The sequence below is a fragment of the Gordonia jacobaea genome (assembly GCF_001186365.1).
In the GTDB taxonomy this organism is placed as follows: Bacteria; Actinomycetota; Actinomycetes; order Mycobacteriales; family Mycobacteriaceae; genus Gordonia; species Gordonia jacobaea.
In genome coordinates, this window is the sequence record NZ_LDTZ01000021.1 from 1 (window position 1) to 19,543 (window position 19,543).

The 19,543-nt window shown below is 65.4% G+C and carries 16 protein-coding genes; 7 read left to right on the plus strand and 9 right to left on the minus strand.

Annotated features, from left to right (window positions below; genetic code table 11):
- Positions 1–687: ABC transporter ATP-binding protein (locus ABW18_RS17755; protein WP_049700331.1), on the minus strand; the 687-nt coding region annotated here is incomplete at its 3' end.
- A gap of 170 nt (positions 688–857) precedes the next feature.
- Here ABW18_RS17755 and ABW18_RS17760 point away from each other — a divergent pair.
- The 4 genes from ABW18_RS17760 to ABW18_RS17775 are packed head-to-tail and all read left to right on the plus strand — an operon-like array spanning position 858 to position 4,030.
- Complete coding sequence (locus ABW18_RS17760; RefSeq protein WP_049700332.1) at positions 858–1,262, plus strand: TOBE domain-containing protein; 405 nt, start codon at positions 858–860, stop codon at positions 1,260–1,262.
- A 32-nt stretch (positions 1,263–1,294) separates the two neighbouring features.
- Entirely contained in the window at positions 1,295–2,116 is an 822-nt protein-coding gene (modA, locus tag ABW18_RS17765; protein WP_049700333.1) for a molybdate ABC transporter substrate-binding protein, read from the plus strand.
- A 7-nt stretch (positions 2,117–2,123) separates the two neighbouring features.
- Positions 2,124–2,906 (plus strand): ABC transporter permease, encoded by a 783-nt coding sequence (locus ABW18_RS17770; RefSeq protein ID WP_049700334.1) that lies wholly within the window; start codon positions 2,124–2,126, stop codon positions 2,904–2,906.
- A complete protein-coding gene (locus ABW18_RS17775) occupies positions 2,903–4,030 on the plus strand; it encodes a sulfate/molybdate ABC transporter ATP-binding protein (RefSeq protein WP_049700335.1) in 1,128 nt (375 codons plus the stop codon). Before ABW18_RS17770 ends, ABW18_RS17775 begins: the two co-directional genes overlap by 4 nt.
- Here the strand turns inward: ABW18_RS17775 and ABW18_RS17780 are convergent.
- Together ABW18_RS17780 and ABW18_RS17785 are read right to left on the minus strand one after the other, a co-directional pair.
- Positions 3,952–4,971, minus strand: a complete 1,020-nt coding sequence (locus ABW18_RS17780; protein WP_083444446.1) for an adenylate/guanylate cyclase domain-containing protein — start codon at positions 4,969–4,971, stop codon at positions 3,952–3,954. The genes ABW18_RS17775 and ABW18_RS17780 overlap by 79 nt on opposite strands.
- A 60-nt stretch (positions 4,972–5,031) precedes the next feature.
- Entirely contained in the window at positions 5,032–6,204 is a 1,173-nt protein-coding gene (locus ABW18_RS17785) for a TetR/AcrR family transcriptional regulator (protein WP_049700336.1), read from the minus strand.
- A gap of 126 nt (positions 6,205–6,330) precedes the next feature.
- Between ABW18_RS17785 and ABW18_RS17790 the strand changes: the two genes are divergently transcribed.
- The 3 genes from ABW18_RS17790 to ABW18_RS17800 all read left to right on the plus strand — a co-directional run bounded on the left by ABW18_RS17790 (position 6,331) and on the right by ABW18_RS17800 (position 11,572).
- Entirely contained in the window at positions 6,331–7,542 is a 1,212-nt protein-coding gene (locus ABW18_RS17790) for an acetyl-CoA C-acetyltransferase (RefSeq protein ID WP_039856095.1), read from the plus strand.
- Between the two features lie 24 nt (positions 7,543–7,566).
- Entirely contained in the window at positions 7,567–9,738 is a 2,172-nt protein-coding gene (locus ABW18_RS17795; RefSeq protein WP_049700337.1) for a 3-hydroxyacyl-CoA dehydrogenase NAD-binding domain-containing protein, read from the plus strand.
- Between the two features lie 223 nt (positions 9,739–9,961).
- Entirely contained in the window at positions 9,962–11,572 is a 1,611-nt protein-coding gene (locus ABW18_RS17800; RefSeq protein ID WP_049700338.1) for an HNH endonuclease signature motif containing protein, read from the plus strand.
- A 25-nt stretch (positions 11,573–11,597) separates the two neighbouring features.
- On the opposite strand, the gene ABW18_RS17805 is transcribed toward ABW18_RS17800, so the two are convergent.
- The 6 genes from ABW18_RS17805 to ABW18_RS17830 all read right to left on the minus strand — a co-directional run bounded on the left by ABW18_RS17805 (position 11,598) and on the right by ABW18_RS17830 (position 19,514).
- On the minus strand, positions 11,598–12,314 hold the full coding sequence (locus ABW18_RS17805) for a slipin family protein (RefSeq protein WP_049700339.1): 717 nt from the start codon (positions 12,312–12,314) through the stop codon (positions 11,598–11,600).
- Positions 12,315–12,804: 490 nt separating this feature from the next.
- Complete coding sequence (locus ABW18_RS17810; RefSeq protein WP_049700340.1) at positions 12,805–13,662, minus strand: alpha/beta fold hydrolase; 858 nt, start codon at positions 13,660–13,662, stop codon at positions 12,805–12,807.
- A gap of 48 nt (positions 13,663–13,710) precedes the next feature.
- A complete protein-coding gene (locus tag ABW18_RS17815) occupies positions 13,711–14,667 on the minus strand; it encodes a R2-like ligand-binding oxidase (RefSeq protein ID WP_049700341.1) in 957 nt (318 codons plus the stop codon).
- A 93-nt stretch (positions 14,668–14,760) separates the two neighbouring features.
- Positions 14,761–16,923 (minus strand): MMPL family transporter, encoded by a 2,163-nt coding sequence (locus ABW18_RS17820; protein ID WP_049700342.1) that lies wholly within the window; start codon positions 16,921–16,923, stop codon positions 14,761–14,763.
- 76 nt (positions 16,924–16,999) lie between these two features.
- Positions 17,000–17,545: a potassium channel family protein gene (locus ABW18_RS17825; protein ID WP_049700343.1), complete on the minus strand. Its 546-nt coding sequence runs from the start codon at positions 17,543–17,545 to the stop codon at positions 17,000–17,002.
- Positions 17,520–19,514 (minus strand): M13 family metallopeptidase, encoded by a 1,995-nt coding sequence (locus ABW18_RS17830; protein ID WP_049700344.1) that lies wholly within the window; start codon positions 19,512–19,514, stop codon positions 17,520–17,522. Before ABW18_RS17830 ends, ABW18_RS17825 begins: the two co-directional genes overlap by 26 nt.
- Positions 19,515–19,543: the final 29 nt, after the last annotated feature.

The following is a 19,543-nucleotide window of genomic DNA, read 5'->3' on the forward strand; positions in this document are numbered from 1 at the left end:
GTCGATGACGACGATGTTGTCGGCGAGTTGGTCGGCTTCTTCGAGATACTGCGTGGTGAGCACCAGTGTGGTGCCACCCGCCACCAGGCGTCGGAGAACGTCCCAGAGCTCGGCGCGGCTGCGTGGGTCGAGGCCCGTCGTCGGCTCGTCGAGGAACAGGACCGGGGGCGCGGCGAGCAGGCTGACGGCGAGGTCGAGACGTCGGCGCATGCCGCCGGAGTAGGCGCGGACCTGTTTGTCGGCGGCGTCGGTCAGCGAGAACTGTTCGAGGAGTTCATCGGTGCGTGCTGCCAACGCCTTTCGGGTGATGCCGTACAGGCCGCCGACCATCCGCAGATTCTCGCGGCCGGTGAGGATCTCGTCGACCGTGGCGGCCTGACCGGTGAGCCCCATGTTGCGGCGCACCATCTCGGGGTCGGTGCGGACGTCGAATCCGGCGATGCGGGCGGTGCCGCTCGTCGGAAGCGAGAGTGTCGTCATCATCCGCACGATCGTCGTCTTGCCTGCGCCGTTGGGACCGAGCAGACCGAGAACCGAGCCCGTGGGCACGCTGAAGCTGACGTCGTCGACGGCGGTGAAGTCGTCGAAGCGTTTGACGAGATTGGTGGCCTCGACGGCGAGATCGAGGACGGCGTCGGGGGCGGTGGGGCGCGGGCCTGCGGAGGCTGGGGGTGCTGGCTGGCTCATGGTTCCTCACGGTATCGGGCGAGTCGGACATCGGCGACTGAGTTTTCGGGGCCGGGTGGTGTGAACGGCCTACGGGTGTCGACTCGGGCGGGCACCGAAACTCATCGGTCGATCCTCAAGTGCGTGGATCAATAGCCCACTTCTCCGCTAATGCGGTTAAACTCGCTCAGGTGACGGCGATCAAAGTGCGCGATGCCGCGACGCTACTCGGGGTCAGCGACGACACCATTCGACGCTGGCTGGCCTCCGGTGAGCTCGAGCCGGGCGGAGGCGAGGCTGTCGCGACCGTCGACGGCGTAGGCCTTGCAGAGCTTGCGCGTCGCAGGTCGCGCGTACCCGATGACGACGGCACCGGCGTCCTTCGGTCGGCGCGCAACAGGTTCACCGGTCTCGTGACGGAGCTGATCGTCGACACCGTGATGGCTCAGGTGACTCTGCAGTGCGGGCCGTTCGAGGTCACGTCGTTGATGAGTGCCGAGGCCGCGCGCGAACTCCAACTCGAGCCCGGCGTCGTCGCCACCGCGGTGGTCAAAGCGACGACGGTGATCGTCGAACGTCCCGATCCGAACAAGTGACCCGCGTGCGCGGGAGAGAAGTGAGAACTGCTGTGTCATCTCGTGCTGGGTCGTCTCGTCCTGTACCGGTTCGCCGTCTACTCGCTGTCTGCGCGGCGCTCATCGCCGTGATCGCCGCCGTCGCCGGGTGTTCGTCGGACAGCAATTCGTCGGGCAGTGCTTCTTCGAGTGCGAACGGGCAGAAGGTAACTCTCAACGTGTACGCCGCGGCGTCGTTGAAGAAGACCTTCACCGAGCTGGCCGACGCGTTCGAGAAGGCACATTCCGACGTCGACGTGAAGCTCAACTTCGCGGGGTCGTCGGCGTTGGTCACCCAGATCAACCAGGGCGCTGACGCCGACGTGATCGCCACCGCGGATGAGCGGACGATGCAGAAGCTCGGCGACAAGGCGGTCGACCCGGCGATCTTCGCCACCAATACGTTGGTGATCGCCACGGCGCCGGGAAATCCGAAGCAGATCAACGGATTCGCGAGTCTGAAGAATGCCGACGTGAAGACGGTCGTCTGTGCGCCGGAGGTCCCGTGCGGGGCGGCGACGGTGACGGTCGAGAAGAACACGGGTGTCGAGCTGTCGCCGGTGAGTCAGGAAACGTCGGTGACCTCCGTGCTGACGAAGGTGACCTCCGGTGAGGCCGACGCCGGTCTCGTGTACGTGACGGACGCGAAGTCGGCTGGTGACAAGGTTTCCACCGTCGACGATCCGGCCTTCGCCACGGTGGTCAACAAGTATCCGATCGCAACGGTCAAGGGCACCAAGCATTCCGAGCAGGCGGCACAGTTCAAGGACATGGTGACGGGTCAGACGGGTCAGGAGATCCTGGCTGCCGCAGGCTTCAAGCCCGCGACCTCCTGAGCAAGCCATGCGTCGGATTCCGCTGTGGCTGTATGTCCCCGCCATCCTCGGAATCTGCTTCATCCTGATCGGTCCGCTCGCGATCATCGTACGGATGCCGTGGGGGGACTTCTGGGGCTCCATCACCTCGCAGGCATCTCTCGACGCTCTGCGGCTCGGCGTGCTCACCGCGGTGACAAGCACTCTGATATGCGTGCTCCTCGGTGTGCCGATCGCCTTCGTCTTCGCTCGGTTTCAGGGGGCCGCTGTCCGCGTGCTGCGCGCAATGGTGTTGCTGCCCTTGGTGTTGCCACCGGTGGTCGGTGGTATCGCCCTGCTGTACGCACTCGGCCGCTACGGAATCGTCGGTCAGTATCTGGACCGGGCGGGCATCCAGTTGGCGTTCACCACGGCCGGTGTGGTTGTCGCGCAGACGTTTGTCGCAATGCCGTTCCTTGTCCTGAGCGTCGAGGGCGCGTTGCGGTCGGCCGGAGCAGACTACGAACAGGTCGCAGCGACGCTCGGTGCGAGCCCGACCAGGACTCTGTGGAAAGTCACACTGCCGCTGGTCTTTCCGGCGCTGACAGCAGGTGCGGTACTGGCCTTTGCGCGAGCTCTCGGCGAGTTCGGCGCGACCATCACCTTCGCGGGTAACCTGCCGGGAACCACTCAGACGGCACCACTGAAGATCTACCTCGACTCGATCAACGATCCGATCGAGGCTCTCCCGCTGTCTCTGGTGCTCATGGCTGTCGCGCTGATCGTCGTCGTCGCTGTGCATCTACGACGGACCCCGGCGGTGGGTGCGTGAGCGGCCTGCGGGCGTCGATCCGTTGTGCGACGCCGTTTCTCGAGATCGACCTCGACGTCGCGGATGGGGAGACCTGCGCGATACTCGGACCCAACGGATCGGGTAAGAGCACCACCCTCGCCGTGCTGGCAGGGCTGCGCCGCACCGACGACTCGACGGTCGACTACGACGGCCGCAGTCTGCAGGACGGGAAGAGCTTTGTGCCACCGCATCGCCGGTCGGTGGTGCTGCTCGCTCAGCAACCACGCCTGTTCCCCCACATGAGCGTCGCGCGCAACGTCGCATTCGGGCCGGAGTCCGCGGGTTTGTCGCGGAAAGAGGTTGCGGCCCGTACCGAACGATGGCTCGCCGCGGTCGGTGTCGCCGAGTTCGCCGACCGTTCCCCGAAACAACTGTCGGGTGGACAGTCACAGCGCGTCGCGATCGCACGCGCTCTCGCGACCGAGCCCGACGTACTACTCCTCGACGAGCCCTTCGCTGCGCTCGATGTGGATGTGGCACAACAGATGCGCACGCTGTTGCGGTCGCTGATCACCGAGCGGAAGGGCTGCACGGTGCTCGTCACACACGACCTCGTCGACGCTGTCGCACTCGCCGACGATGTCGTGATCATCGAGCATGGCCGGGTCGTCGGTCGTGGTCCGACACGAGAGGTGTTGCGGCGTCCGGAGACAGCGTTCGCCGCCGCGCTCACGGGTCTCAACATGTTCGTCGGAACCTTTCAGGCGCCCGCAACCGTCATCGGAGTCGACGGCGGCAGCGTAACGGGCGTGTCGGCAGACGCGAGCAGGCCGGGTGTCGGGGCGGTGGCCACCTTCTCACCGCGTGCGGTGGCGCTGTATCTCGATGCGCCGCAGGGAAGTCCGCGCACGGTCTTGAGCGGAACGGTCTCGGAGGTCATGCCCCAGGGCGATCACGCGATCGTGCGCTGCGACGTTGCCGGGCAGGTGATCTCGGCGGAGGTGACATGGGGAGCCGTCGGAGATCTCGCACTCGGTGCCGGCCGCGAGGTCTATCTGGTCATCAAGGCGAATGAGGTGCGCGTCTACGAGGCGACGTCTTCGGCCGAGCCGTCGGATGTGGACTCAGCCCCGGACTCGGCCTCGTCTCCTGACTCGGCCTGATCTCCTGACTTGGCGTCCGATTCGTAATACTTATTGGCGTCCAACACCTTTGCACGTAGGCGTCGGTAGCCGCGGACCGACAGCGGGGAGATCGACCGCACGTAGAAGCGGTCATCATCGGCGAGATCGTCGGCCACCGGCTCGCTGATCAGAGTCGTGCCCGGTCGGGCCGAACCGCACAGGCGTGCCGCGATGTTCACGGGCTCACCGAAGACATCGCCGAGGCGGGAGAGTATCTGCCCGCGCGCAAGTCCCACGCGCAGTGCCGGGATGGGTTTGTCGTCGCTGAGGTGGTGTATCGCAAGCGCTGCCTGTGCGGCGGCCTCCGATGAGGTGAAGGTGAACATCACGCCGTCGCCGAGGGTTTTGACGACGTGGCCGCGGTACCTGGCCACGACGTCGAAGGTGCGGTCCTCGAACGTCTCGAGTAGATGCTCGAGCTCGTCGAGAGGGGTACGTCGAGACAGGCTGGTGTATCCGACGATGTCGGCGAACCCGACGACGAGCTCCATCCGCTCGTCGGATTCGCGGGATTCGTCGCGGGTCATGGACATGTCGAGATGCCTGCGCCAGATCAACTGCTGCATCACGCCCAAGGCATTCGCCATCTGATCGCGGGTCCATGGAACGTCTGGATTGCGTTCGAGTTCGGTCAACTGGTCGGCCTGCCACTCGGCGAGGCGCGACATCGTCTGGCCGATCGCACGTGCGGTGGCGACCTGCGCGATCTCGGGCATGGTGTGTTCAGAGTCGGCAAAGAGTCCGAGTGCCTTCACCTCTTCCGCCGTGAAGATCTTGTCGGGTGTCGACTGTCGCGCGAAACCGAAAGCGTTCCAGATCTTTTCGGCATACTCGGGAGAGAGTCCCAGCTCTTCCACGAGTTCGTCGCGCGTGTATCGCGGCTCGGGAGCGCTCAGTCCCGAACGTTCCTGGTCACTCACGGACGCCCCCCGCCCATGCCGTGCTGCTGTGCATGAGTCAACGGTAGCGGTTCGCCGACCTCATAGTCCCAGGACGCCCTTCATCAGGTAGGCCATCTCGGCGGCGAAGTCGGGGCGGGCGGTGCCGCGGCGCATACGCACGGCGTCGTTGACGATCGACAGCGCGGCGTGCACCGCGACCGCGCGCTGATCGGGCCGAACGTCGGGTTGGATCTGGCCGAGGAGATCGATCCAGCGTCGGACGTAGCGGCGCTGGACGTCGAGTAGCTCGGCCGCGGCCTCCTGCCCGGCGAAGACCGCCGAGCTGTTGAACGCCACGGAGAGGTCGGGCGTGGACGTGATCACGGTGACGTAGGAGTCGACGAGGAGCCCGAGGAGTTTGGCGGGGTCGGCGGTCGTCGACTGCGCGGCCATGACGCCGGTCTCGAGTCGCATGGCGCTGCGCTGGCCGATGCCGAGCAGGATGGCGAGTTTCGACGAAAAGTGTTTGTAGACACTGGGTCCGGTGATTCCAACGGCGGCGCCGATGTCGTCGACTCCCACGTCGGCGTATCCGTGATCGGCGAAGAGCGCGGCCGCGGCGTCGAGGATCTCGTCACGCCGCGACGACGAAAGGCCTGCGATGGTGGGCTCGGCAGGTAGGTCGGGTGCGGTTGCGGGGTGCAGGTCGAGCAGTCGCTCGGTGAGTACGACGAGTTCGGCGCGCGCACGGGCCGCCGACATCCGCGAGTTGTGTACCGCGAGGCTGCCCGCGACGCTCAATGCCGCCCAACCCAGTGAGCGGGCCTCGCGGTCGGACAGGCCGGGACGCTCGCTGACGATCGCAGTCGCCCAGCGTGCCAGGACCTGCTGGGTGCGCAGGACCATCTGCTTGTTCTGGTCCTCCGACAGATAGTTGCTCGTCCACCGCCACAAAGACACCGATTCGGGGTGGTGCACGCCGAGGTCGCAGAGCGCGTTGATCAGTTCACTCAGGGGGCGTTGACCGTCGCCGAGGGTGCGGTCGGTGCATGCCTCGAGGTCGTCGACGCCCGCGAGGACGGCCGCGGACAGCAACGCCTGCTTGTCGTCGAAGTGTCGATAGACCGACGGCGCGGTCACGCCCGAGGCGCGGGCGATGTCGGCAACCGAGACATGCGGGTAGCCACGATCGAGGAACAGTGCCGCGGCGTGGTCGACCAACTGCCGTTTGCGGTCGGCAGGCCGTGAGCGGCGTGGCTTCTGAGTAGACATTGTTAATCGACCTTAGCTCAGATCTGTCCGCTTCCGCGACTAGTTGACCACCTGCTATAGCCAAAGAAGTGATCCCGCGTTAGCCTCGTAGGGTAACCATCGCTGGTTCATGTGAAAGGAACATTCGTGCCTGATCAAGCATTCATCTACGAGGCGATCCGTACGCCGCGTGGCAAGCAGCGCGGTGGCTCGCTGCACAGCATCAAGCCCGTCGACCTCGCGTCCGGCCTCATCAACGAGGTTCTCGCACGTCACGGCAGCCTCGACCCGGCCGACATCAACGACGTCATCCTCGGCGTCGTCTCGCCGGTCGGCGAGCAGGGCGGCGTCATCTCGCGTACCGCAGCTCTCAACAGCGGCCTGCCCGAGACCGTCCCCGGCACCCAGATCGACCGCTTCTGCGCGTCGGGCCTCGAAGCCACCAACCTCGCAGCGGCCAAGGTCGCGTCCGGCTTCGACGACCTCGTGCTCGCCGGCGGCGTCGAGTCGATGTCGCGTGTCCCGATGGGCAGCGACGGCGGCGCACTCTTCATGGACCCGACCACCGCGTACGACAACTACATCGTGCCGCAGGGCATCGGTGCCGACCTCATCGCGACGATCGAGGGATTCAGCCGCGAAGACGTAGACGCCTTCGCAGCAGAGTCGCAGGAGCGGGCCGAAAACGCTTGGAACGGTGGATACTTCGCCAAGTCTGTGGTTCCGGTTCGTGACATCAACGGCGTGATCGTGCTCGATCACGACGAGCATCGTCGTCCGGGTTCCACCGTCGAGTCGCTCGGCAAGCTCAAGCCCGCGTTCGCCGCGCTCGCCGAGATGGCAGGCTTCGACGACGTCGCGCTGCAGAAGTACCACAGCGTCGAGAAGATCGACCACGTTCACACCGGCGGCAACAGCTCCGGCATCGTCGACGGTGCGTCGCTGGTCCTCATCGGTAGCGAAGAGGCAGGCAAGCGCAACGGTCTGACCCCGCGCGGTCGTGTCGTCTCCTTCGCCGAGATCGGTTCCGAGCCCACCATCATGCTCACCGGTCCCACCCCGGCCACCGAGCTGGCGCTGAAGAAGGCCGGACTGACCGTCGACGACATCGACGTCTTCGAGCTGAACGAGGCGTTCGCGGCCGTCGTCTTGAAGTGGATGAAGGACCTGAACATCCCGCACGAGAAGGTCAACCGCAACGGTGGCGCCATCGCCATGGGTCACCCGCTCGGTGCAACCGGCGCGATGATCTTCGGCACCTGCCTCGACGAGCTCGAGCGCACCGGCGGCCGCTACGGCCTGATCACCCTGTGTATCGGCGGCGGCATGGGCGTCGCGACCGTCATCGAGCGTCTCTGACCTACAGAAGGACTTTCAAAAGCAATGAGTGACAACATGATTGGCTGGGAGAAGGACGCCGACGGCATTGTCGTCCTCACCATGGACGACAAGGCGCAGGGCGCCAACACGATGAACGACACGTTCATCGCCTCGATCGCGGCTACCGTCGATCGTCTCGAGGCCGAGAAGGACGACATCACCGGTGTCGTCATCACCTCGGCGAAGAAGACCTTCTTCGCGGGTGGCGACCTCAAGGACATGACCGCGGAGCGGACGCAGTCCAAGGAAGAGATCGCCGCGTCGATCACCGAGCGCACCAACGGCATGAAGACCGTGCTGCGTCGCCTGGAGAAGCTGGGCAAGCCCGTTGTGGCGGCCATCAACGGCGCTGCCCTCGGCGGTGGCCTCGAACTCGCGCTGCACACCCACTACCGCGTCATCGCCGACGTGAAGGGTGCCGTCGTCGGCCTGCCCGAGGTCACCCTCGGCCTGCTGCCCGGTGGCGGCGGCGTCGTGCGTACCGTTCGCCTGCTCGGCATGCAGAACGCGCTGATGGGCGTGCTGCTGCAGGGTCCGCGCTTCAACGCGACCAAGGCCAAGGAGACCGGTCTGGTCGACGAGGTCGTCGGATCGGTCGAGGAGCTCCTGCCCGCCGCGAAGGCGTGGATCAAGGAGAACCCCGAGGCACAGCAGCCGTGGGACAAGAAGGGCTACAAGATCCCCGGTGGTGCACCGACCAACCCGTCGGTCGCAGCCAACCTGCCGGCGTTCCCCGCTCTGCTGCGTAAGCAGATCAAGGGCGCGAACATGCCTGCGCCACGTGCCATCCTGGCCGCTGCCATCGAAGGTGCCTACGTCGACGTCGACACCGCCGACCTCGTCGAGACCCGCTACTTTGTCTCGCTGGTCACCGGCCAGGTCGCGCAGAACATGATCAAGGCGTTCTTCTTCGACCTGCAGACCATCAACAACGGTGGCTCGCGTCCCGAGGGCTACCCGAAGTGGCAGGCCAAGAAGGTCGGCGTGATCGGTGCCGGAATGATGGGCGCCGCAATCGCTTACGTGTCGGCCAAGGCCGGCATCGACGTCGTCCTCAAGGACGTGTCGCTGGAGAACGCGGAGAAGGGCAAGGGCTACGCGGTCAAGCTCGAGGAGAAGGCACTCTCCCGCGGCAAGACCACCCAGGAGAAGAGCGACGCGCTGCTCGGTCGGATTCAGCCGACCGGCGATGCCGCCGACTTCAAGGGCGTCGACCTGGTCATCGAGGCCGCTTTCGAGTCGGTCGAGGTGAAGAACAAGGTGTTCCAGGAGATCGAGGACGTCGTCGAACCCGACGCAGTGCTCGGCTCGAACACCTCGACGCTGCCGATCACCATCCTCGCCGAGGGCGTGAAGCGCTCCGAGGACTTCATCGGAATCCACTTCTTCTCGCCGGTCGACAAGATGCCGCTGGTCGAGATCATCCGCGGTGAGAAGACCTCGGATGCTGTGCTGGCCAAGGTGATCGACTACACGCTGCAGATCCGCAAGACCCCGATCGTCGTTCACGACAGCCGCGGGTTCTTCACCAGCCGCGTCATCGGTACGTTCATCAACGAGGCCATCGCCGCCGTCGGTGAGGGCATCGAGCCTGCGTTCATCGAGCACGCGGGCACCCAGGCCGGCTACCCGGCAGCACCGCTGCAGCTGTCCGACGAGCTCAACCTCGTCCTGATGCAGAAGATCCGCAAGTCCAGCGAGGACGGCGCGAAGGCCGAGGGCAAGGAACTGCCGCAGCACGGCTCCTTCGAGGTCATCGACTACCTGGTCGACGAGGGTCGTCCGGGCAAGAAGGAAGGCGCGGGCTTCTACGAGTACGACGAGAACGGCAAGCGTGTCCGGCTGTGGCCGGGACTGCGCGACCACTTCAAGTCGGGCAGCACCGAGATCCCGTTCGAGGACATGCAGGAGCGCATGCTCTTCGCCGAGGCCCTCGAGACCGTGAAGTGCTTCGACGAGGGAGTCCTCGACTCCGTCGCCGACGCCAACATCGGCTCGATCTTCGGCATCGGCTTCCCCGCGTGGACCGGTGGCGTGATTCAGTACATCAACCAGTACGAGGGTGGACTGCAGGGCTTCGTCGACCGCTCGCGCGACCTGGCCAAGAAGTACGGATCGCACTTCGAGCCGCCTGCCTCGCTCGTCGAGAAGGCCGCCAAGGGCGAGAAGTACTGAGTTCTCTGATCTGGCCGGGTCCCTGATCTGGCTGAGTCTGAAGTAACCCACACGAGGTGGGGGAGGAACTTTCCTCCCCCACCTTTTGTGTTCGCTACCCAGTCGGCGGGATTCAGCGCACGGTCGGCGGGATGGGGCGCACAGTCGGCTGAGGGAAGTGGGCTCCGGCATCCGCCGCAGATGAGCGGCGAGAATTGTCAGACCTCGTCTGTATGTTCGATGTATGTCCTTGGAGAGCTACTCCGACCCGGCCGGCGCGGCCGACGCCACAGGCGTGCCCGTGTCGCAGCCGCCGGTGCTCGCGCGTGTTGTCGAGGACGAATCCCTGTCGAAAACCGATCTGGTCGAGGTGATCGCGCACTGCGCATCGACCATTGCTTCTGCACAGTTCCGCCTGTTGACGGCGATCAGCCTCATCCACGAGGAACACGAAGAAGACTACGGCGCCGAGATCGGCGAACTCACCGACGGCCGAGCAGATTCACCAGAACAGTTGCGCGAGTTCGCTGCTCGCGGCCGTTCGGGTGAGGACCCGCGCGCTCAGTACGGCCCGAACGGTCTGGAACGCACTATCGCCGACGTCGGCGCCGTGTTGTCGCTCCCGCCGGGTCGGGCACGCGAGTTGATCATCGACGCCCACGCCCTGCGCTACCGACTCCCGTACACCTCCTCACTACTGGCGTCTGGGCGTATCGATTTGCAGCGGTTCCACATCGCTGTGGCGCGCACCAGCCTGTGCGGCTCGGACACCATCGACGAGGTCGACGCCTGCCGCACCGCAGCACTGTCGGCACGTGATCATTTGTCGACGACACGGTTTGCTGCGCTCGTCGATTCGGTTGTCGCCCACGTCGATGCCGACGCCGTCAAGCGACGTCGTGCCCGCATCGACGCCGACCGCAACATCCAGGTCCGTCCCGATCGGTGGACTCCCGGCCAATCCCGACTGACCGGCACCGTGCCCGCCGCCTCCGGGGTGTTGATCGACCAACGCCTCACCCAACTCGCCACCAGTGTTCACGACGCCGACCCCCGCACCCACGCGCAACGTCGCGCCGACGCCCTGACCGCGTTCGCCAACGGCGACACGACCCTCGCCTGCCGATGCGACACCTGCACCACCCCCAACACCGAACCTGCTGACTCAGACTCCGACCCGACGCCAGCACCAATGCCGGTAGGGCCGCGCGCGATGATCCATGTCGTCGCGAATCAATCGACCCTTGACGGTAAGGACGATCAGCCCGGCTACCTCGACGGTGTCGGAGTCATCGACGCCGACACCGTCCGCGAACTCGCCGCTAACGCAGCATTCGACTACCTCGACACGGGCGTCGGCGTCGGCGCTCTGGACCCGCGCCACCCCGACCACGCCGCGGCCGCCCGCGCCGCCTTGCGCTACGTGCCCAGCAAGAAACTCCTCTCGCTGGTCCGCTCGGGGGAACTGTGCTGCACCTTCCCCGGGTGCACCAACCCGGTGTGGCACGCCGACGTCGACCACAGCACCCCATACGCCCACCACAACCCATCCAGCGGCGGGTTGACCGTGCGCGCAAACCTCAAACCGCTGTGCCGATTTCATCACCGCACCAAAACATTCGGCCGCTGGCGTGACTACCAACTCGACCTGCAGACAGCAATTTTCGTGTCCCCCACCGGGCACACCTTTGTCGGCAACGCCTTCGGCGGACTCGATCTGTTCCCCAAACTCATCCCCGACAAGCCACCAGATCACCCCGCCCGCCGCTCCATCGACACCATCCACGCCCAACGACGCGCCAAAGTCACACGCGCCGAAGAAAAGTGGAACGAAGAAAACCCGCCACCCTACTGACGGGTCTCCCTGGGATCGTCCTGGCTCAGTCGGCGCCGGGCTCGGCGTCGCTGAGCGCCACCACGAACTTGGTGCCGTAGGGCGCATCCTGCACCAGACGCAAGCGCGCCAGTGCGGGGTGGGCGTCGAGCACGCGACCGGCGTTGGCCAACGAACGCAGCGCAGCAGTTTCTGCGCGCGCGGTCTCCAACTTGGCCAGCCCGCGTGCCTTGGCAGTGACCAATTCGGTTGCTGCCGAACGGATCTCGGTGGGCAGGATCACGTCCTTGACCGCCACGTCGAGCACCTCGATGCCCGCAGCGAGGCCAGCACGTGCCGTCGCGGCGATGATCGACCCGGTGTCGACGGTGTCGGCTCGGGTGATCACCTCATCGACGGTCACGGCTGCGCAGACTTCACGCAACGCCACCTGCGCGGCGAGATAGACCGACGCCCACGGATCGCTGGCCCGCTCGGTGAATGCGACCCCGTCGACAACAGACGCGCGGACGGCCATCGTGACGCGCAGCGACACGGAGTCGGAGGTCAGGATGTCCTGCGGAGCGAGGGTCATGACCCGTTCACGCATGTCGACGAACGTGTACATCGCGCCCCTGCGCGTGCGGTACTCGCCGGGCGAAAGTTCCCGGGAGAGTTCGCCATTGCGGTACTCGAGTCCCTTGTACCCGATGGGTACGGAGATCTTGGGGAACCACCGCTTGGCGGGCTTGGTCGCCAGGCGGAGTTCGGTGAAAGCAGACATGATGCGAACCTCCCTTCGTTTGTCGCGCATGTCGTGTGTGCAAGTAGTTGCTAGCTATGTATTCGGTTGTGGCGCAGAATGTTCGGCAGGGTGACACCGCCCGCGGGAGATCGCGTCGATGGGGTCGCCCGCCGACCGACCGGAGTCGGTCGTCGGACGACCGCAGGACCGGCGTCGACCTTGGGTTCCCGGGGGCGGTGTCTGGTGAGGAGTTGAACCTCGGGCTGTAAGAGCCCTGCCGTTTCCGTGAATGGTGCTCGAGAGTCCAACGCGCAGAACATGATCGACGGTACCCCGGAATCGGCTGCTCTCTCGTGCGAGAGGTAACGATGCCAGATCGGGTCGGGCGGGGGCAACGGGTTTTACGGGCCGGGTGGGGCGGGGCGGGGTGGTTTCGACTTCGGTGCTCGCAAGCTCGCGCCGGCTCAACCAGCGGTTGGCGAGCGGGTTGGGCGGGGGCAACGGGTTTTATAGGCGGGGGAGGGGCGCGTCAGCGCGCGAGGAACGCGGTGACCGTCGACTCGAATGCCTCTTTGGCCTCGATCATCACCCAGTGTCCGCAGCGGGGGAAGACGTGCAGCTCGGCGTTGGGGATGAGACGCATTGGGGCGAGGGCCATGTCGGGTGGGCTCACGCGGTCGTCGCGGCCCCAGGTGAGCAGTGTGGGGCAGGAGATCTTGTGCATCATCGCCCAGTAGGGCGGGACGTCGGAGGTTGCGAGGAACTGCTGTTGCATCTCGAACGACGCCGAGCCGTACATCGCGCGGCCGGTGGCGAGTGCTTCGGGATTCATTGCAGCCTCCCACCGCTCGGAGATGAGTTGCTCGGTGACGAGGTCCTTGTCGTAGACCATCGCGCGGAGCCAGCGGACCAGCTTGTCGCGGTCGGGGTCGTCGGCGAACTCTTGGAGTAGTCGCAGTCCCTCACTTGGGCTCGGGCTGAACAGGTTTGGCCCGACGCCGCCGATGGTGACGAGCTTCTCGACGCGGTCTGGTTTGCGGATCGCGAGATTGACTCCGACGACGCCGCCCATCGAGTTGCCGATCATCGGTGCGGTGGCGATCCCGAGCGCATCCATGAACGCGAGCACGGACTTGCCCGCGGTGAGAACGGGCATGCCCTCCCAGGGATCGCTGACACCGAAACCGGGGAACTCCAGAACGAAGCAGTGGTGTGTCTCGGCGAAGACCCCGAGATTGCCGCGATAGTTGCGCCACCCCGTCACTCCGGGGCCGGAGCCGTGAAGCAGGATCAGCGGCGGCGCGTCGGGGTCGCCTGCCTCGTGATAGCGCAGCACGCCGTTGTCGGTGCTCAGTTCGCGTCTGGTCTCGTCGTAGGTGACATCCACACGACCACACTAGAACGTGTTCTAGTTTCTTGTCACGAGTTGGGAAGCTCAGGTACCCAGGGATTCGGCGTCCTCCTCGCCGAAGCGCTCTTCGAGCAGTTCGGGCGAGACGTCGAAGTCGATCTCCTCGACGGGGCGGCCGCGCGCCGATTCAATGGCGCTGAGTCGACGCTGCGCGCGGTCGGCGGCGTAGGAGAGGAACTCGGAGTTGTCGATTCCGAACGGCGGCTCGTCGAACTGCGCGTTGACCCACTCGATCATCCCGAGCGCGAGCGGCATCAGTTCGCCCATCCGAACGCCGACCGCATCCCACAGGCTGTCGTCCGCGGCGACATGGCGACGGCATGTGAAGGTGCCCCACGCCATGTGGCGACGCTCGTCGTCGCCGATGAACTTGATGATCCGTTGCATGCCGGGCAGGATTCCGCGCCTGGTGCAGATCCGCTGCCAGGCGTAGTAACCGGTCAGAGCGAGTGAGCCCTCGATGACGTGGTTGTAGGTGACGCTGGCGCGGATCTGGTTGAGCGGCGACGGATCGTTGTCGAGGCGGTGAAGTGATTCGGGGAGTTCCTCGTAGAAGAGCTGTCGGTAGTAGGGGTTGTCGGCGACGTAGGGGTTCAGGTCGTCGGTGAGGCCGATCGCGTCCATCCAGAGGCGGAATACCTCGGTGTGCTTGGCCTCTTCGAAGCAGAACTGCGACAGGTACATCTCGTCGCCGAACCGTCCCTCCGCGGCCATCGCCTTCATGAACGGCTGGATGTCTTGGGTCACCGCCTCCTCGCCCGCGACGAACTGCGCGACGAGAAACGTTGCGCTGCGCTGTTGTTCGGCGTCGAGCTCGTACCAATCGGCGGCGTCTCGGGACATGTCGATGGCCGTGGGGTCCCAGAACCGAGCGTTGCCCTTCACGAAAAGACGCAGCGGTAGGGATTGCCAGTTGAGGCCGCCGCGACGCAGTGACGCGAAATCCTGACGCGCGATGGATGGGCGGTCGGCGAGCGTCATGGCGCGCCGATCAACGATCGTTCGGAACTCATATGCTGACGTTAGCGCCGCGATCGAACCGGACCGGTTGGATTGCGCGAACTCTCAGGTTACTCACGCGTCACTTGCGTCGCCGTTCGCGAGTGCGTTCTCGCTCCGGGGTGACCCCTTCCGGGTTGTCTCACCCTGTGCGGTCTCACTCTTGCGCGACAGCGCGCTCGGCCACCAGATTCGTCGCCCGATGTCGATCGACAGCGCGGGTACGAGCAGCGTCCGCACGATGAGCGTGTCGATCAGGACGCCGAACGCCACGAGGAACGCCACCTGGGCGAGGAACAGCAGCGGGATCACGGCAAGCGACGCGAACGTCGCGGCGAGCACGACACCCGCCGAGGTGATCACGCCGCCGGTCGCGGTCAGCCCGCGGATCACACCCTGGCGCGTGCCATGAGTCTTCGATTCCTCGCGTACGCGTGTCATCAGGAAGATGTTGTAGTCGATGCCAAGCGCGACGAGGAACACGAACGCGAACAGCGGCACGACGGGGTCTGCGCCCGGGAAACCGAACGGTCCGTTGAAGAGCAACGCCGCGACTCCGAGCGTCGTCGCGAACGACAGCACAGTGGTGCCGAGCAGGATGACCGGCGCGACGATGCTGCGTAGCAGCAGGATCAACACCGCGAGCACCACGAGCAGGACGATCGGGATGATCAGATTGCGGTCGTGTTCGGCGGTGGTGCGCGTGTCGAGGTCGGTGGCCGTCGTTCCGCCGACGACAGCGTTTGCGTTGTCGATCGGATGGACACGCTCGCGGATGCGCACGACGGTGTCCTGCGCTGCGAGCGAGTCGGCGTTGTCGGTCAGCGTCGCCTCGATGGCCACGCGGTTGTCGCGAACCACCGGTGTCTGGCCCGCGGGGTAGACCTGTGCCTGCGCGACGCCGTCGACGCTCTTCACGGCGTCGAGGACCGCCGGGGCCTGCGGGGCGTCGACGATGATCCACGTCGGTGAGCCGCTGCCCGCGTCGAAGTGGCGCGCCTGGACGTCGGCGCCCTCGACGGACTCGACGGTGCCGAGGAAGAAGTCGGTCTGGGCGATGCCGTCGGAGCGGAACATCAGGGCGAACGCGGCTCCGATGAGCAGCACGATCAGGGTGGATGCCCAGATGGCTCGGGGTTTGGCAGCGACCTTTTCGGCGATCCTGTGCCAGAAGCGGTGCGTCGAGGTCTCGGTGCCCGACTCGGCGAGGTGGGGTCGGACGGGCCAGAATGCGGTTCGGCCGAGGAGCGCGAGAACCGCGGGCAGGAAGGTCATCGACGCCAGGAACGAGGCCACGATGCCGATCGCGGCAACCGGGCCGAGGCTGCGATTGGAGTTGAGGTCGGAGAACAGCAGGCACAGCACTCCGAGGATCACCGTGCCGGCCGACGCCGCGACCGGCTCGATCGTCGCTCGCCACGCAACCTTGATCGCCTGATACTTGTCTGCTGTCTGAGTCAGCTCCTCACGGAAGCGAGACACCAGGAGGAGTGCGTAGTCGGTTGCGGCGCCGAACACGAGGATGAACAGAATGCCCTGGCTCTGACCGTTGAGCTCGAAAACGCCCTGCTTGGTCAAGAAGTAGATGGCACCGGACGCGAGCCCGAGCGCGAAGACCGCCGAGATGATGACGACAAACGGGAGGATGGGACTGCGGTAGACGATGACGAGAATGACGATCACCACCGCGCCCGCAACGAGTAGCAGTAGGCCGTCGATACCCGCGAAGGCCTCGCCGAGGTCGGCGACCTGCCCGGCAGGACCGGTGACGTAGACGCTCAGCCCGTTGGGTGGATTCGCCAGGAGATCGCGCAGCTTCTCGACGGTGTCGGCAGGCTCGCCCGCAGTCGAGATCGGCACGATGAGTTCGGCTGCCTTGCCGTCGGCGGAGCGGATCGCCGGTGAGAATGCCTTCCCGAATCCCTCGGTCCCGGCGAGCGGCGTGATGGTGTCGGTCAGATAGGTCGCGTCGGCGTCGGTGAATCCCGACGAACGTTCGGCGACAACGATCGCGGGGATGTAGCTGGTGTCCTGAAACTTCGCGAGTTCGTCGTTGACGCGGGTCGACTCGGCCGAGGCCGGCAGGAACGCGGTGTTGTCGTTGGTCGAGACCGACGCGAGCTTGCCCGCGAACGGTCCGGTGAACGAGCCGACGACGATCCAGGCGAGAATGCCGAGTGCCGGGATGAGCCAGCGGAGACGGGAGGTCGACGACGCGGTCCGCTGCGGGGTGGCCATGCCGTCTATCTTGGCACGCTGCCCGAAATGCCTGGCTGAGTCAGGGTGCCCGACCGGCTCAGCTGGACGAGACAGCTCAGTCGGACGAGCGCTTCGACGAGACGAGCAGCGTGACAAGGCGGATGCCGAGGCCGATCAGGGCGAAGCTGCTCGCCATCTGGATCGACACGAAGATGCGCGCTGGTTGCGACGCCGCCGCGATGTCGCCGAAGCCGGTGGTCGTGAACACCGTCAGGCTGAAGTAGAGCGCGTCGACTCGCGTGAGTCGGAGATTGAAGCTGTCGGTGCCGTACTCGGAGAGCAGGAAGTACGTGGTGGCGAAGGCGACGATATAGAACGTCGCGAGTGCCGCGATCATCTCGACGGCTGTGGCGACCGGATACGGCGACCGGATGAAATGTCGAATCTCCCAGCCGCAGAACGCGGTCAGCAGCAGTGCCCCCACGACAAGGCCGATGAACTTGGCGTCGTTGTCCTGGTTGATCGGCAGCAGGAAATAGCCGACGAGCAACACCAACCCCGCGAGCGCCGGACGCAGAAGTGCGCTCGCGAGGCGTGGGCCACTGATCGCCGAGTTGCCGCCGGAACTCGGGGACTTACCAGATGCGGACACGGTCCACATCGGGCAGGAACAACTCGTCGCCCTCGGCGACGTCGAACGCGTCGTAGAAGGCGTCGATGTTGCGAACCACGCCGTTGCAACGGAATTCGGGCGGAGAGTGGGGATCGATGGAGAGTCGACGGATCGCTTCGGCGTCGCGGGTCTTGGTGCGCCAGATCTGGGCCCAGCTGTAGAACACACGCTGGATGCCGGTCAATTCGTCGATGACCGGGGGCTCGGTGCCCTCGGTGGCGAGGCGGTAGGCGACGAGTGCGATCGACAGTCCGCCGAGGTCGCCGATGTTCTCACCGATGGTGAACTCGCCGTTGACCTTGTACTTGTCGTCGAGTCCCTCGGGGGTGAAATCGCCGTACTGCTCGATCAATGCCTTTGTGCGCTTGGAGAATTCGGTGCGGTCGGCATCGCTCCACCAGTCGACGAGATTGCCGTCGCCGTCGTACTTGGCGCCCTGGTCGTCGAATCCGTGTCCGATCTCGTGGCCGATAACCGCGCCGATCCCGCCGTAGTTTGCGGCGTCGTCGGCGTCGGGATCGAAGAACGGCGGCTGCAGAATCGCTGCGGGAAAAACGATCTCGTTCATGCCGGGGTTGTAGTAGGCGTTCACCGTCTGCGGCGTCATGAACCACTCGTCGCGGTCGACCGGCGAACCGATCTTCGAGAACTCGCGCTCGTTCTCGAATGATGCTGCGCGCGCGTAGTTTCCGATGAGATCGCCACGGTCGACCGACAGTGCGCTGTAATCGCGCCACTGCGCGGGGTAGCCGATCTTGGGGGTGAACTTCTCGAGCTTGACCAACGCGCGCTCACGGGTCGACGGCGTCATCCAGGGGAGGTCGGAGATGTTCTGGCGGTACGCCGCAACGAGGTTGGCGATCAGCTCGTCCATCCGGGCCTTTGCCTCGGGTGGGAAGTGCTCCTCGACGTAGAGCTTGCCGACGGCGAATCCCATTGCGCCCTCGACGAATCCGACGCCGCGCTTCCAGCGGTCGCGGATGGTCTCGGCTCCGGTGAGGGTGCGGCCGTAGAAAGCGAAGTTCTCATCGACGAACTCCGACGACAGGTACGACGCGGCCGAATGCAGCAGCCGCCAGGTCAGCCACGTCTTCCAGTGCTCGAGCGGCGACTCGGCGAACAGGGTGGTGACGTCGTCGATGAACGACGGCTGACTGACCACGACCTCCGCGAAGGTGACGTCTCCGACGGTACCGAGGCCGCCGAACCACTCGTGGAGGTTGAAACCCGAAGCGAGCGAATCGAACTCGCCGAGCGAGAAGAGGTTGTAGGTGAGGTCGGCGTCGCGTCGTCGAACCACGTCCCAGTGATGGCCCGCGATGGCGGTCTCGAGGTTGAGGACGGTGGTCGCGCGCTGGTCGGCGTCGTCGTAGCCTGCGAGCGCGAACATCCGCGATACGTGATCGCGGTATGCCTCACGGGTTTCCGCGTGGTTGTCGTCGCGGTAGTACGACTCGTCGGGCAGTCCGAGGCCTGATTGCACCACGTGCACCAGGTATCGATCGGACTGCTTGGCGTCGGTGTCGACGTAGAAACCGAAGAGTCCGCCGACGCCGTGGCGCTGTAGGCGACCGATGCGGCCGGAGAGTTCGTCGGTCGACGCGACCGCTTCGATGGCTTCGATCTCACCGCGGATCGGACCGATCCCGAGTGCCTCGATGTGGTCGGTGTCCATGAACGATCCGAAGAGATCGCCGATCTTCTGGGCGTCGGAACCGCTGGGCGGATCGGCCTTGGCGCATACGGTGATGATGTCGCGGACGTTCTCCTCCGCGCGGTCACGCAACACGTGGAACGCTCCGTCGACGGAGCGGTCGTCGGGGATCTCGTGGGTGTCGAGCCACTTGCCGTTGACGTGGGCGAACAGGTCGTCCTGAACGCGGACGGCGTCGTCGACCCACTCGAGGTCGATGCCGGAGGGAAGGGAATCGGTCTTCGCAGCAGTCACGGCATCCATCCTGTCACGCCGCCCGGCTACCTTCAGTT